Source organism: Corynebacterium silvaticum, assembly GCF_004382825.2.
In the GTDB taxonomy this organism is placed as follows: domain Bacteria; phylum Actinomycetota; class Actinomycetes; order Mycobacteriales; family Mycobacteriaceae; genus Corynebacterium; species Corynebacterium silvaticum.
On record NZ_SDQO02000001.1, the window covers coordinates 445,555 to 459,590 of the forward strand.

At 53.4% G+C, this 14,036-nt stretch carries 7 protein-coding genes and 6 pseudogenes; 5 read left to right on the plus strand and 8 right to left on the minus strand.

The features are described 5' to 3' along the window. Positions 1-51 precede the first annotated feature (51 nt). The 5 genes and pseudogenes from ET810_RS02080 (at position 52) to ET810_RS02100 (ending at position 4,975) form a co-directional block, all read left to right on the plus strand. Positions 52-2,356 (plus strand): annotated as a pseudogene (locus ET810_RS02080) (Tex family protein). Positions 2,357-2,565: 209 nt separating this feature from the next. Continuing rightward, the gene (gene rplS, locus ET810_RS02085; RefSeq protein WP_087454205.1) at positions 2,566-2,907 is read left to right on the plus strand and encodes a 50S ribosomal protein L19; all 342 of its coding nucleotides are present in this window, start codon (positions 2,566-2,568) and stop codon (positions 2,905-2,907) included. A 218-nt stretch (positions 2,908-3,125) separates the two neighbouring features. Next, positions 3,126-3,932, plus strand: a complete 807-nt coding sequence (gene lepB, locus ET810_RS02090) for a signal peptidase I (RefSeq protein WP_087454204.1) — start codon at positions 3,126-3,128, stop codon at positions 3,930-3,932. A 49-nt stretch (positions 3,933-3,981) separates the two neighbouring features. Continuing rightward, a complete protein-coding gene (locus ET810_RS02095; protein ID WP_216605256.1) occupies positions 3,982-4,665 on the plus strand; it encodes a ribonuclease HII in 684 nt (227 codons plus the stop codon). A 4-nt stretch (positions 4,666-4,669) separates the two neighbouring features. Then, positions 4,670-4,975, plus strand: coding sequence for a DUF2469 domain-containing protein (locus ET810_RS02100; RefSeq protein WP_013242174.1), 306 nt, complete (start codon positions 4,670-4,672; stop codon positions 4,973-4,975). A gap of 32 nt (positions 4,976-5,007) precedes the next feature. On the opposite strand, the pseudogene thiD reads toward ET810_RS02100, so the two are convergent. The 8 genes and pseudogenes from thiD to ET810_RS02140 form a co-directional block, all read right to left on the minus strand. Then, positions 5,008-5,827 (minus strand): annotated as a pseudogene (gene thiD / locus ET810_RS02105) (bifunctional hydroxymethylpyrimidine kinase/phosphomethylpyrimidine kinase); the annotation flags it as partial. A gap of 1 nt (position 5,828) precedes the next feature. Beyond that, positions 5,829-6,972 (minus strand): annotated as a pseudogene (locus ET810_RS02110) (ThiF family adenylyltransferase). Beyond that, positions 6,973-7,761, minus strand: a complete 789-nt coding sequence (locus tag ET810_RS02115; protein ID WP_087454202.1) for a thiazole synthase — start codon at positions 7,759-7,761, stop codon at positions 6,973-6,975. Beyond that, positions 7,762-7,965 (minus strand): sulfur carrier protein ThiS, encoded by a 204-nt coding sequence (gene thiS, locus ET810_RS02120; protein WP_087454201.1) that lies wholly within the window; start codon positions 7,963-7,965, stop codon positions 7,762-7,764. It lies immediately after the preceding gene. 12 nt (positions 7,966-7,977) lie between these two features. Continuing rightward, a pseudogene (gene thiO / locus ET810_RS13275) lies at positions 7,978-9,155 on the minus strand (glycine oxidase ThiO). Beyond that, positions 9,128-9,794 (minus strand): annotated as a pseudogene (locus ET810_RS02130) (thiamine phosphate synthase). Before ET810_RS02130 ends, thiO begins: the two co-directional pseudogenes overlap by 28 nt. A gap of 19 nt (positions 9,795-9,813) precedes the next feature. Then, a pseudogene (locus tag ET810_RS02135) lies at positions 9,814-10,680 on the minus strand (phosphomethylpyrimidine synthase ThiC); the annotation flags it as partial. Between the two features lie 195 nt (positions 10,681-10,875). After that, a complete protein-coding gene (locus ET810_RS02140; protein WP_087454200.1) occupies positions 10,876-14,028 on the minus strand; it encodes a type I restriction endonuclease subunit R in 3,153 nt (1,050 codons plus the stop codon). Between the last annotated feature and the right edge of the window lie 8 nt (positions 14,029-14,036).

A 14,036-nucleotide genomic window follows, 5' to 3' on the forward strand; every position in this document is an offset into this window, starting at 1 on the left:
CTGTCTACCCGTTTCTGGGTACCACAAAGGGAACTCGCTACAATCGTGTGAATGATTTCCGCGAAGATCGCTCAGGAGCTAGGAGTTAAGGAAAGCAATGTCGCTTCCGCTCTCGCACTCCTCGCAGAAGGCAATACAGTTCCCTATTATCGCTCGGTACCGCAAGGAAGCCACAGGCGGGCTCGACGACTCGCAGTTGCGCGCCATTGAAGAACGCGCGACCTATCTTAAGGAGCTGGAGGACCGGAAACAGACGATTCTCGCTGCGATTGAAGAGCAAGGAAAGCTCGATCAAACGCTTAAAACGTTGATCCTGGAATGCGATACAAAAGCTCGCCTGGAAGACTTGTATCTTCCCTACAAAAAACGACGCAAGACTAAAGCGGATATCGCGCGCGAAGCCGGGCTGGAGCAACTGCTGGATGAGCTTATCGACGCACCCCACGCGAACCCGGAGCAGCTTGCCGCGAGCTTTGTCACAGAGGGGTTTGAGGATACCAAGAAGGCCCTTGAAGGCGCACGCGCAATCCTTATCGATCGCTTTGCTTTGAATGCAGACCTGGTAGGAGAAGTTCGCGAGCGGATGTTTACCACGGGTTCTATGTTGGCCAGCCCGGTGGAAGGCAAAGAGGCAGAGAGTGCAAAGTTCAAAGATTATTTTGAGTTTTCAGAACCTTTTACATCACTGCCTAGTCACCGGATCTTGGCGCTCTTTCGTGGGGAAAAAGAAGGGGTGCTGCATCTAGAGCTCGATGCCGGAGACGAATCGGTGTATGCGGGCATGATCGCAGAGCATTGTGGCCTCGATGTTTCCTCTCAATGGATTGCGTCTGCTGTGCGTTGGGGCTGGAAAACCAAGTTGGTTATCTCCTCGGGGCTCGATGTTCGTATGCGTTTGAAGGAGCGCGCAGAAGAGGGGGCACTTGATGTCTTTGCTCGAAACCTCAAGGATGTTCTTCTTGCTGCCCCAGCGGGTCAACGTGCGACTCTCGGCCTAGACCCCGGATATCGTAATGGAGTGAAGTGCGCCGTTGTAGACCGCACTGGCAAAGTACTAGACACGCTTATTGTCTATCCACATCAACCACAAAATAAGTGGTCGGAAGCTGTACAAGAATTAGCGTCGGCATGCGCAACCCATGGCGTAGACCTCATGGCTGTGGGTAACGGCACAGCCTCCCGTGAGACAGAAAAACTCGCAGGAGAGGTTGCGGATTTGATCAAAAAAGCTGGTGGAAAGCGTCCCACCCCAGTCGTAGTATCGGAGTCCGGGGCATCGGTGTATTCGGCATCGGAACTGGCGGCGAAAGAATTTCCCACCATGGATGTTTCCTTGCGCGGCGCAGTTTCTATTGCACGCCGATTACAGGACCCGCTCGCAGAACTGGTCAAGATCGACCCCAAAGCGATTGGAGTCGGCCAGTATCAACACGATGTAAACCAGGCTGCCTTGGCCAAAACTCTTGATGCCGTAGTGGAAGATGCAGTGAATGCCGTGGGCGTAGACCTCAACACAGCTTCAGTTCCGCTGCTTTCTAGAGTTGCTGGCATCAGCCCGACCATTGCAGAAAACATTGTGCATTACCGGGATGAACACGGTAGTTTTGCCTCCCGGGCTTCGCTGAAGAAAGTTCCCCGTTTAGGCCCCAAAGCTTTTGAGCAGTGCGCTGGTTTCTTAAGGATTAACGGTGCACGCGATCCCTTGGACTCCTCTGCTGTACACCCTGAGGCTTATCCAGTCGTGCGGCGAATCGCGGAGAAAACAGGGCTCAGCGTTGACGGGCTTATCGGAAACACGGCGGTGCTTAAGACACTGCGGCCCCAGGACTTTGCAGACGATCATTTTGGTGTCCCCACCGTGACCAACATCCTCGCGGAGTTGGACAAACCCGGGCGTGACCCCCGGCCGGAATTTGCCACGGCCACGTTTAAAGAAGGCGTAGAGAAAATCTCCGATTTGATCCCGGGGATGATCCTGGAAGGAACCGTGACTAACGTGGCAGCCTTTGGCGCATTCGTGGATGTGGGGGTCCATCAAGATGGCCTAGTGCACGTTTCTGCTTTGGCGGATACCTTTGTCTCCAATCCCCACGACGTTGTGTGTTCTGGGCAGGTAGTCAAAGTGAAGGTGATGGAGGTTGATCCAGAGCGTAAACGCATTAGCCTCTCCATGAAGTTTTCCGACGAGCCCAGCGCTAACACCGCTAAACCGGCCTCTCGCAACACAAACACCGCGAAAGATAAGCGTTCTTCGCGTGGAAACAGCACGCGTAATGCGTCGCAAAGGCGCAGCTCATCGCAGCCTGCAGCAGGTGGGGCGATGGCAGAAGCTTTGCGACGTGCCGGGCTCAAATAACAGACGTCCATTGACGGCGGCGGGAACCCGCAACGCACTGTGGAAGAAAAGTTGTTCCCAGTGCGTAAACATGGCATAATCTCCACCGTTGTCTGTCTCTTTCGTGGGGACAGCTGCTTTTCATGTCTTGGGCACGAACCAGTCGAGCGCCCCGATCATAGGGAAGAGCCGCTAGGTTCCTCTGTCTTTTAAAAGTAAGGATTGGTTTTATGAACCTTCTTGACAAAGTCGATGCAGCATCATTGCGCAACGACATCCCAGCTTTCTGTCCCGGCGATACCCTTGACGTTCACGTAAAGGTTATCGAGGGCAACAAGACCCGTACCCAGCTGTTCAAGGGTGTTGTTATTCGTCGTCAGGGCTCTGGCGTTCGTGAGACCTTCACTGTCCGCAAGGTTTCCTTCGGTATCGGTGTTGAGCGTACCTTCCCGGTACACACTCCAAACATCGAGAAGATTGAGGTTGTTACTCGCGGCGCTGTTCGTCGTGCGAAGCTTTACTACCTGCGTGACCTGCGCGGCAAAGCAGCTAAGATCAAGGAAAAGCGCTAATATTCAGCGCCTTGTGCCTCTGACCTGCATGAACTCCATGCGGTTGGGGGCTTTTCTTATTATCTAGAAGCGAAGAGGAATAGGGCTTTTCTGTATCGGTGTGTGGTTAACCGAAGTGTGTGAAAGCAAACCTGCAGCCTAGATATGTGATTTAAACGTGAGGTAATAAAACATTTGCCTACGCGAGGTTTACCTTAACGCTGCTAACATCATTCGTTGTGACTGATCAGAGTAATGGATTCAACACGGCGGACCGTGATGTCAAGCCGCAGGCGCGCACTGATGCGACGGATAGAGGCACAAAGGCTGATTCTGCTGAAGGCAAGAAGCCGTTGCCCTGGTTCATAGAAATACCGGTTGTTGTCGTGGTGACTCTGCTAGTTATTACGATGCTGCAAACCTTTGTGGGGCGGGTCTATATGATTCCCAGCCAATCGATGGAGCCAACACTGCACGGGTGCGCTGGCTGTACAGGGGATCGCATTTTTGTGGACAAAGTAAGCTATCACTTCAACGATCCAAAACCTGGGGACGTTATCGTCTTTGAAGGAACGGACTCCTGGAATTCTTCTTTTGTTTCACAAAGGTCCCAGAACTCGCTCGTACGGGGACTGCAGAACGTCGGCGCCTTTGTTGGGCTCGTTGCTCCAGACGAGAATGACCTGGTGAAACGAATCATTGCAACCGGGGGACAGACCGTGCAATGTTTGGAAGGCGATGAGGGCGTTAAAGTAAACGGAAAAGTGATTGATTCTTCATACATCCAGAATCCCCCTGCTTATCCGGTAGATCCTGCGACTGGATCTGATGCATGCGGCGGTTTCTACTTTGGCCCTGTCACTGTTCCTGCAGATAGTTATTTCATGATGGGAGATAACCGGACAAACTCGATGGATTCTCGTTATCACATCGGCGACCAGTTCCAGGGTACCATCCCGCGCGATCATATTAAAGGCAAGGTTCAGTTTAAGATCTTCCCGTTTAATAGGATCGGCAGCGTAGAAGATTACGATATCCAAGGGTAAAGGAATTAGGTTGACTCCTAAGGGACAAGAGGCTTGTCAAAGTCTCCCCTTGCCCACGTCCCAGGGGATTAAAGTCCGTAAGCTCAAACACCTCCGGACATTTGAGGGAACGCTAGAAAAATGGGGTTTGGGTCCAGTCGCCGGGATAGATGAAGCTGGCCGCGGTTCTTGTTGCGGCCCAATCACCATTGCCGCGTGCATCTTGCCTCCCCGGCCGATCGCGGCGCTAGCCACGCTGACCGACTCTAAGAAGCTTTCTCCTCGAATGCGGGAAGAGCTCTATCCTCTTATTAAAAAACATGCTGTAGCCTGGTCGATTCTGCATATTTCGGCTTCGGAAATTGATACATACGGTATCCAACACGCCAACATTTCTGGCATGAGAAGGGTTATCGCTTTGCTCTCGGAGCAGCCGGGTTATGCGCTTATCGACGCCATGCGGGTACCCGGCCTCACTTGTCCATCTCTGCCCGTTATTGGCGGGGATGCGGCTGCACGCTGTATTGCGGCTGCGAGTGTTTTAGCCAAACAGTCTCGTGATGAGCTGATGATTGATTTGGATAAGGAGTATCCGGGATACGGATTAGGGGATCACAAGGGATATGGAACCAAGTCTCACATAGATGCGGTGCGCCGCCACGGGGGAACACCGGAGCATCGTTATAGTTATGCCAATGTGAAGGCCGCGCATGAAGAATGGGCTGCCGAGAATAACGCAGTAATCGGGAGGTAAAGCGATGGGTGCAGAAGAACTCGACAACTATGAGGCTGAGGTAGAGCTGTCACTGTATCGCGAGTACCGAGACGTGGTTAGCCAGTTCTCTTATGTCGTAGAGACAGAACGGCGATTCTACCTTGCCAATGCGGTTGAGTTAATCCCTCATACGCAGGGTTCTGATGTTTATTATGAGGTCAGAATGTCTGATGCCTGGGTATGGGATATGTACCGTTCCGCGAGGTTTGTGCGTTACGTCAGGGTCATTACGTATAAAGATGTGAACATCGAGGAGCTAGACAAACCCGATTTTGTCATGCCCGATTAATCCAGTGTCTTATCTTATGCACATGCACCATGCTTGCGTGCGCGATAACCATGATCGATGGGGCCATGACCATGTCCTACCTGCAGGGCACTGCCGTGGGCGATGGCCTCATGAAGCCACGCGGTTGACCACTCCAATGCGGTGACCAGATCCTCGCCTAGGCCGAGTCGGGTAGCCAATGCTGATGATAAAGAACAACCAGTACCATGCGTATTTGTGGTCCTTATTTGGTTATTGGGTACTCGGTGAAAGGCCCCAGAGGGGAAGACTACCGCGTTGTCAGCATGATCCTGGTGAAGATGACCTCCTTTGACAATGACGGCTACTCCGTGTTCGCAGGCCCAATTTTGCGCGTCGATGATTGCTTTTTCCAGATTAGTGCGAAGCGGAGTGCCTGCCACAGAGTACCGCTAGTTCCGGCAGATTCGGGGTTACTACTGTGGCATGCAGAGCAAGCTCTTGGAGTGCTTTTTCAGCTTGAGGATCAAGTAGACGATGTCCACTGGTGCTAATCATTACAGGATCCAAAACTATAGGCATATCGCGGTTTTTGGGTAGTGAAGCTAGCCATTGAGCAACCGTAGTGATAACACCAGAATCACCTAGCATCCCGATCTTGATAGCGTCGATGGCAACATCATCACTGACCGAGGTGAGTTGTGAGCGGAGAAAATCGGTTGGTGGGGTATGTACATTCCGTACACCTTGAGTATTTTGTGCCACTAAGGCTGTGACCACGCACATTCCATAACCGCCAGCAGCAGCCACCGTCTTCAGGTCTGCTTGAATGCCTGCTCCGCCGGTGGGATCTGTTCCAGCGATAGAAAGAACTCTGGGAATAGAAATATCCATATTATGCACTTTCTTTTCTCTTATTGTTTCCGCCTGGCAGGTCGAGCAGCGTAATAGACGCTTGTACGGCAAGGTCGCTGTATTGTGCGATGAATTGTTGGGAACGCTGCCCGGAAGCACATGCAACAACAATTGTGCGTTTGGATTGGGTCTGAACCACATCTAAGAGTGCTGCTAATGCGGCGTCTTGCGAGACGATGCTGCTTAGTGGGACCACATGGGGAGAATAGCGTGGGGGAAATGGATCCAGGAGGACTTCGTGCGGCTCGCGAATATCTAAGAGCGCTGCCTCGCCAGTTAAGACACGCTGCAGGAGTAGGGAATTTTCTTTTGTACTGGATTCCCCTGAAATGCTGCACGACGCAGCTGCCGCATAGTCACTGAGGCTAGTTGTGAGACTCCTTTGAGGATCTGCTACGGCTTGCATATGGCGTATAGTGGCCGGGATAGCATCGTAGCTAAGAATCTTGCCGACCGTTCGATCCAAACCAGACAACCATGCAAGGGGCGTAGTGGACATGAGCCCGCCGACTACGGATGTAGTCACTCCCAAAACGCCGGCTGTTGCACACGTGGGAACGGCATCGGCAGGTAGTTGATAGGGAAACACATCGCGTAGACCCACTCCGCGTTCGCGCGGTCTGGAATACCACAATGCGACATCACCATGGAACCCCAGTACCGTGCCCCATACCAATGGCGTTCCTACTATTTCTGCAGCATCTGCGACGAGATATTTGCTGGCAAAGGTGTCTGAACCATCGAGTACTATATCTGCTCCTGCTACTAATTCGCAGGCGTTGTGTGCTGTGAGAGCTTCGTTCCTGGCTTCTATGACAATGTCGGGTTGCAATGCCTGCGCTCGTCGTGCAGCTACCTCAACCTTAGGCTGGCCGCAATCATCTGCTGAGAAGAGTATTTGTCGATGAATGTTGGTTATATCGACCGTGTCATGGTCGATCAAGGTCATTTTTCCGATTCCAGCTGCGGCTAATTGCTGCACAATAGGGCACCCATGCCCACCGACCCCCCACTACTAGAACATGCGCATTATGGAGTGCCTCTTGCTGAGATAACCCGAATCCAGGAAGCAACATCTGGCGAGAAACCCGGTGTAGCTCTGATCGTGGAAGTGATGTTTCCATTTAGAGCACCTGCTCAGGCCACGACACAAAACCTGCGGATGAGGAAGACGCCTGAGCATGCTCGCGCCGGGGTATCCGACCAGCTTTACGCGCGTATCCACCAGCCTCAACGGCCAGCCGCATCGCATGCGCCATCATGACTGGATCTTGGCAACGATTGACCGCGCTAGCCAGGAGAACCCCGTCGCACCCAAGTTCGCGGGCAAAAGTAGCATCGGATGCGGTGCCCACGCCGGCGTCGATAAGCACTGGCACGTGCGCACGAGAACAGATCAGCTCGATATTATGCGGGTTGAGAATACCCAGACCTGTCCCTATCGGTGATCCCAAAGGCATGATTGCTGCGGCACCAGAATCTTCCAAACGCTGAGCCGCAACCGGATCATCGCTGGTATAAACCAGCACGGTAAAACCCTCAGAGACGAGCTGCTCGCAAGCAGTCAGGGTCTCCATCACGTCGGGCAGCAAAGTATGCTCGTCTGCAATAATCTCGAGCTTGATCCATGATGTTCCCAGTGCCTCCCGAGCCAGACGGGCCGTGATCACCGCATCCCGCGCGGTGCGGCACCCTGCGGTGTTGGGAAGCGGATCAATGCTGAGCCGACTAAGCAATTGAAAGATAGTCTCTCCATTATGCACACTGGTAGATGCGCTATATCGGCGCATAGCCACTGTTGTTAATTCAGTTCCGGAAGCGACTAATGCCTGCTCTAAGATTTCTTGGGAACTCGCCCCTCCCGTACCCATGATGAGATGAGAAGAATATTCTTTGTCAGCAATAGTAAGCACTTAACCTCCTTGAATTGCAGTGAGTATGTCTACGCGTTCGCCTGGATGCAGCGGGCGTAGCCACTGCGAGCGCGGGATTACTGCGCCCTGGACGGCAATGGCAATACCTGCGTCGTGATGACTTCGGGCAACAATTTCTTTCACTAATTCAGATACAGTGCGTGCGGTGACTTCCTGTACTTTTCCGTTTAGTTCTATATGCATAATCATGTTCCTTTAACCATGAACTAAGTGTCGTAATGGACAACACGGGCGGATATCTGTGCTCAATGGTTGCCCTAAAACAAGCTCTCGACTCACTCGAGCCCCCAAAGCTGCTAATGAAATCCCGTGCCGGAAATACCCAGTGGACATAACTACGTGATCGTTTACACGTCCTAAATATGGAAGATCATCAGGAGTTCCTGGACGCGCGCCCGCTGTTGCCTCAATAAAGTCGCAGTCTTCCAAGCATGGCGCTATGCGGATTGCGTCTCTCAAAAGATCGTGGACACCGCCGAGATGGGGCACCGGACGAGAGTCCTCCCTCGTCGTGGCCCCTAGCGCGATCGTTCCATCATCGCGCGGAATGATATAAATCGGGCGGCCTTCTACAAAACCGCGGATCACCTTACGCGTGAAAGGTTGGAGATACGTAGGAACACGCAGCCTTACGATATCGCCATAGACAGGACGCAACTTAAGCGGTGATGACTCTTGGGTTGCAGAAGGATGCCAACCTGAAAGCGTGCTTGCTCCGAGACCATTAGCCACAACTACCTGGTCGGCAGGAAAAATAGAGCTCGTGGTATGAACGTATACGGGAGCGTCGTCTTTGTCGGGATTGCTTATGTGTAGGTGCGTTGCTGCTAAAGGATGGAACGTCACACCAAGATTGATCGCGGCGTCGTAGAGCGCAGCAGAAAAACTCGAGGAGCGATCTGATGATCGCCGGGGATAGAAACGACCTCTGCCATATGCGGATGCAGCGCGGGTTCGATCTGGCGGGCTTTGCTCAGCGGTAGTCGCTCTACGTTCATGCCATAGGCACGTTGGTAGTGCATCATATCGCGTAGATGTTGAGCGTCGGCGCGGTCTGCGGCAACAACAAGCGTGCCGTCATCGCGATAACCTACGGGAAGGGATGTGTGCTCGGTAACGGTCTTTATCAGTTCCGGATACCATCGGGCCGAAGTCTGCATCAGCGGGAAAAGCGAGTCTTGCTGATAAATCATTTCTGCCGTGGGCACGAGCATTCCGCCTGCATGATAGGTGGCGCCACTCATCGGGGCAGGATCTATAACATTAATATCGAGTTTCTGCTCTGATTGGTGCGATGCCAACTCTACTGCGGTAGCCAATCCTAGGATGCCTGCGCCAAGAATCACTATGCGCATGAGCTGGCCCTTACACATTGGCTAGCTCCGCGATCAAATTCCCTCAGAATCGTAGAAGCAAAGTCCGTAGGATCTGAGGCTTCCATAAATCCACGTACTACAGCTAGCCTGGACACCCCTTGGGCAGCAAGAGGCGCTGCATCGTTAAGAGTAATGCCGCCGATGGCTACCAGAGGTACCGCAGAATGGGTGACAAGCTCTGCGTAGGAATCTAGTCCTAGAGGAGCCCGGCCAGAGTCTTTCGTTGGGGTGACCGCACCCGATATAGTCAATGTATTCGGCCTGTTTGTTTGCTTTTTCGACGAGTTCGAGGGTCCCCGTAGTCAGACCGATGATGGCTTCTGCGCCAAGGAGCTTTCGGCAGATGCGTGGGCTGAGATCGTCTTGTCCCACATGAACACCGGCGATCGGGATGTTCTGAGAACGCAAAGCAATAGCCACGTCTAGACGATCGTCGATAAGCACACGCGTGAGTGGATTGATTGTGGCTACTGCACACGCAACTTCGCTGGAAAGCTTGTACAGATCACGAGCGCTGATCGGCTTAGAACGTATCTGAATAATGCCAGCGCCGCCAGCTGCGGCTGCCATGGCGATGCGTACAATACGACGGGGGTCGGCCAGATGTCCTGTGACAAAGTAGCACCGTAGATCCACTGGGGGCGTGTTTTACGCACTAGTCTAGGGCCCTTCCTGCGTCTGGAAAGTTTTGCGAACAACCCTGAGGTATGTCTGTTGAGAGGATTCCTAGATCTGTGGGGAACGCAGACCGTATATCTTGTGATATGCGCATGGAACAAAACTTGGGGCCGCACATTGAACAAAAATGGGCGGTTTTAGCAGGCTCGGCGGGGAGAGTCTCATCGTGGTAGTCCGTTGCCGTGACCGGATCCAAAGACAATGCGAATTGATCATGCCAGCGAAATTCAAAACGAGCCTTGCTCATGGCGTCATCCCAGTCTCTGGCGCCAGGATGCCCCTTGGCCACGTCAGCTGCGTGAGCTGCGAGTTTATACGTGATAACACCAGTTTTTACGTCGTCGAGGTTAGGCAAACCCAGGTGTTCTTTAGGGGTGACATAACACAGCATGGCTGTGCCACCCATTGCTATGGTAGCTGCACCAATTGCGGAAGTAATATGGTCGTAACCAGGAGCAATATCTGTAACAAGCGGGCTAAGCGTATAAAACGGAGCATAGTGGCACCACTCTCGCTCGTGCTCATTATTAACCTGAATCATATTCAAGGGAACATGGCCAGGCCCTTCCACCATGACTTGCACATCATAGTCCCAGGCGCGTTTAGTGAGCTCACCGATAGTTTTAAGCTCTGCGAACTGTGCTGCATCGTTAGCATCGGCCAAACTACCTGGTCTGAGTCCATCGCCCAAGGAAAACGCGACGTCATAACGCGCGAAAATCTCGCATAGATTGTCAAAATTTTCGTAGAGGAAAGACTCTTTGCCATGCGCGAGGCACCAACCCGCCATAATAGATCCGCCACGACTAACAATGCCGGTGACCCGTTGGCTGGTTAGCACAACCGGTCACGATGGATACAAGAGCCCCGTGCGGAGCGGTGCTATCGGATAGCGTCGATACCGGCTATGAACTGGAAATTCTGGCTGGCGCTATCGTTTGGGGATTAGCCTACTGAACCGCTGAATGTCCGGCACGTCGCTACCCCGGCTGGCGTCCAAAGAGGGGTGAACCAGTCGGGATTTCGCGCGCAGTAATGGTTACTCCTGGTCGATGTCGTCCTCTCCATCGTCTTCAGATTGTGTACCCTTCTCAGCCTGGTGTCGGAGTTCCCAGTAAACAAGGTCGGAGATCTCTCTAATGATCTTGCCCTTACGATGAGCACTTTCAAAGAACTTCTCCATGATGCTTTGCTGGGAGTCCTGGTGATCGAGCACCGCGTTCGTGACGGCAGTTTCGTGAGTCGCAGACGATCGAAACTGCTCCTTGGTGTTTGCGTTGACCTGATCCTTAATCTGTTCATTCTGAACGAGAATCGTGACGACGCCCTGTACCCAGGACTCCACTGAACCAGGATCAAAATCCTCGTCCTCAAAAAGGGAATTGATATTGTTCAGGATCTCTTCCCAGGCCACAAGATGCGGGTCGCGCGAATGTCCACCACCAACACCCATCGGTTTGAGCTTCTCGCCGTCACCCCCGAGCGAAATAGCCCCTTCGCTCTTACGCGTCTGCTTGATATGGGTGAGCTCGATGTTGTTAAAGTCAAGCTCTTCTGGAGTCTTGCGACCCGTAAGTCGCGGTCGCAGCAGCCGGAGGAACAGGGCAAGCTTCTCGAGGTCGGTGTCCTGATAGTCGACGACTTGAGAAAGGAAATCGTAGAGGCGCACGAATGAACCAACGTCCTTGTGGAAGAGGTCAAGCTCGTCAATCTCGGCCTTTGCGTTGTCGGCCAAGGCTGCCACGTAGCGGTCATTGAACCGATCAGCGGCTTGCTTCAGCGGTGCAGTGTGCTTACCGTGCTTTTCCTCGATGATGAATGCCTGCGCGAAGGCATCCACGTCATCCTTCGTATAGATCCCGGCAATTTCAAGCTTCCGCGCAAGGTCATGCACGAGATCTGGGTCGGTAGTTTCAATGATCTCGGCAGTGCGGTAGTACGGCAGAAATGCGTCGAGGATCGTGTCCGTGTCGTTGACGAAGTCAAGAATGTACGTGGTGTCTTTACCCTTGGACGGCAGAGTACGGTTCAGGCGGGAAAGCGTCTGGACAGCTTCGATCCCGTCAAGGCGTTTGTCCACGTACATCGCGCACAGCAGTGGCTGATCAAAGCCCGTCTGGTACTTGTTGGCAACAATCAAAACCTGGAACTGATCGCCCGCGAAAGCCTGTGGAATCCCTCGACCACGAAGGTCAGGGTTCATGTTCGTTTCTGTATACGGCTCCTGCACGCCGGGCACGACATCATCAATCTGCGCAGCGGTCAAGCTTCCGGAGAACGCCACCAGGGTTCCCAACGGGTAGTTGTGTTTCTCAACGTAGGCGTCGATTGCCATCTTGTACTTCAGTGCAGCGGCTCGGCTCGAGGTCACTACCATTGCCTTAGCGTGCCCATCGAGGAGCTCAGCAACGTTTTCACGGAAATGCTCGACGATGATCTGAACCTTCTGAGCAATGTTGGTCGGATGCAGACTCACCCACCGCATCAGGCCCTTTTTCGCGGTGCCCTCATCGACGAGATCTTCAGTGCCAACAGCCCCACCGGCTTTCTGAGCGAGCTGGAAAGCCGTCTTATAGGTCGTGTAGTTACGCAGCACATCGAGGATAAAGCCCTCCTCGATGGCCTGCTGCATCGTGTACACATGGAAAGGCTTTGGCAAACCATCCACACCAGGACGGCCAAACATTTCCAGCGTCTTGCCCTTCGGCGTAGCAGTAAACGCATAGAACGAGATGCTCTGGGCTGTCGCCCGTGCTGCCATTTCAGCGGCAAGCACGTCCTCGACGCTTACCTCGCCACTGTCCTCGAGGGCTTCGATCTCTGCTTGTGAAAGAACCTGTCGCAGCTTCTGAGCACTTGTACCGGTCTGGGACGAGTGCGCCTCGTCCGCGATTACCGCAAACTTGCGATCCGCGAGCCCACCCTGCTGCGCAAGCGCCTCGAGCACGAACGGGAACGTCTGCAACGTGACGATGATGATGAGCTTGCCGCTGCTAAGTTCCTTGGTCAACAGATCCGATTTTGAAGTAGCTGACGCTTTACGAACCTCGTCAGCCTTGATCGTTCCGACCACACCCTTCGTGCCCTCAATCGCCTTGATCGCTTTCTGAAGCTGGTCATCGAGCACAGTGCGGTCAGTCACGACGATGACCGAATCAAAGGTCTTCGCGTTATCGCTGTCGTGGAGGTTCGCGAGCCCGTGAGCAAGCCACGCGATCGAGTTCGTTTTTCCTGATCCTGCAGAGTGCTGAATTAGGTACTTACTACCTGGCCCCTCAACGCTCGTGGTCTCGAGCAAGCTAGTGACGGCCTCCCACTGGTGGAAGCGCGGAAAGATGATCTGCCTACTACGCGAGCGAACGCCAGTGATTGGATCGACCTTCTCAGTAATCTGCAGGTTCACAAATCGTTCCAGAATCTGCAACCAGTTATCACGCTGCAGCACCCGATCCCACAGGTACGAGGTTGCAGCGCCATTCGGGTTGACTGGATTACCGGCACCGCCATCATTGCCGAGGTTAAACGGCAAGAACACCGTGTTCGCACCATCTAGCTTCGTGGTCATCTGAATTTCGTTAGTAGAGACCGCAAAATGCACCAGTGCACGGGAGCCGAACTTCAGCAACGGTTCGCCTTGAGGTAAACGATCTCGGCGGTATTGACGCACCGCGTCATCAATCGACTGTGTGTTGTCCGTCTTGAGCTCGGCGGTCGCCACCGGTAGGCCGTTGACGAAGAACACCAGGTCGACCGAATCCTGCGGGCGCTTCGCCGAATGATGTACCTGCCGTACAACCCGGAGCCGGTTTGCCTGGCAGTGCTGCTGAGCCACGGGGTTCATCGAGGTCGCAGGCTTGAAAGCACACATGAAGAACTTTGCTGGAGTCTTCCTGAACCCGCCACGCAACACTGAAAGCAAACCGCCACCATGCTCAAGCGGCTGGTCAAGTTCCTTCGCAAGCCGATCCAACAACAACCGCTTTGCAAGAGCAGTCTCCACCGAAGAGCCGTTATCCGGCATGACCCGCACCCACTGCTCAGGCTGCGTCTCTTGAAGCCAAGCAAACACATCCTCAGGAATCAGCGCATGCTCCTGGTCATAGCCAGTAAAATCCTCTTCGTACAGCCAGCCATGCGCGCCGAGGTACTCGCAGATCTCGGTCTCAAAACTCTTCTCGTGCTGAACACCCATTACGTCCT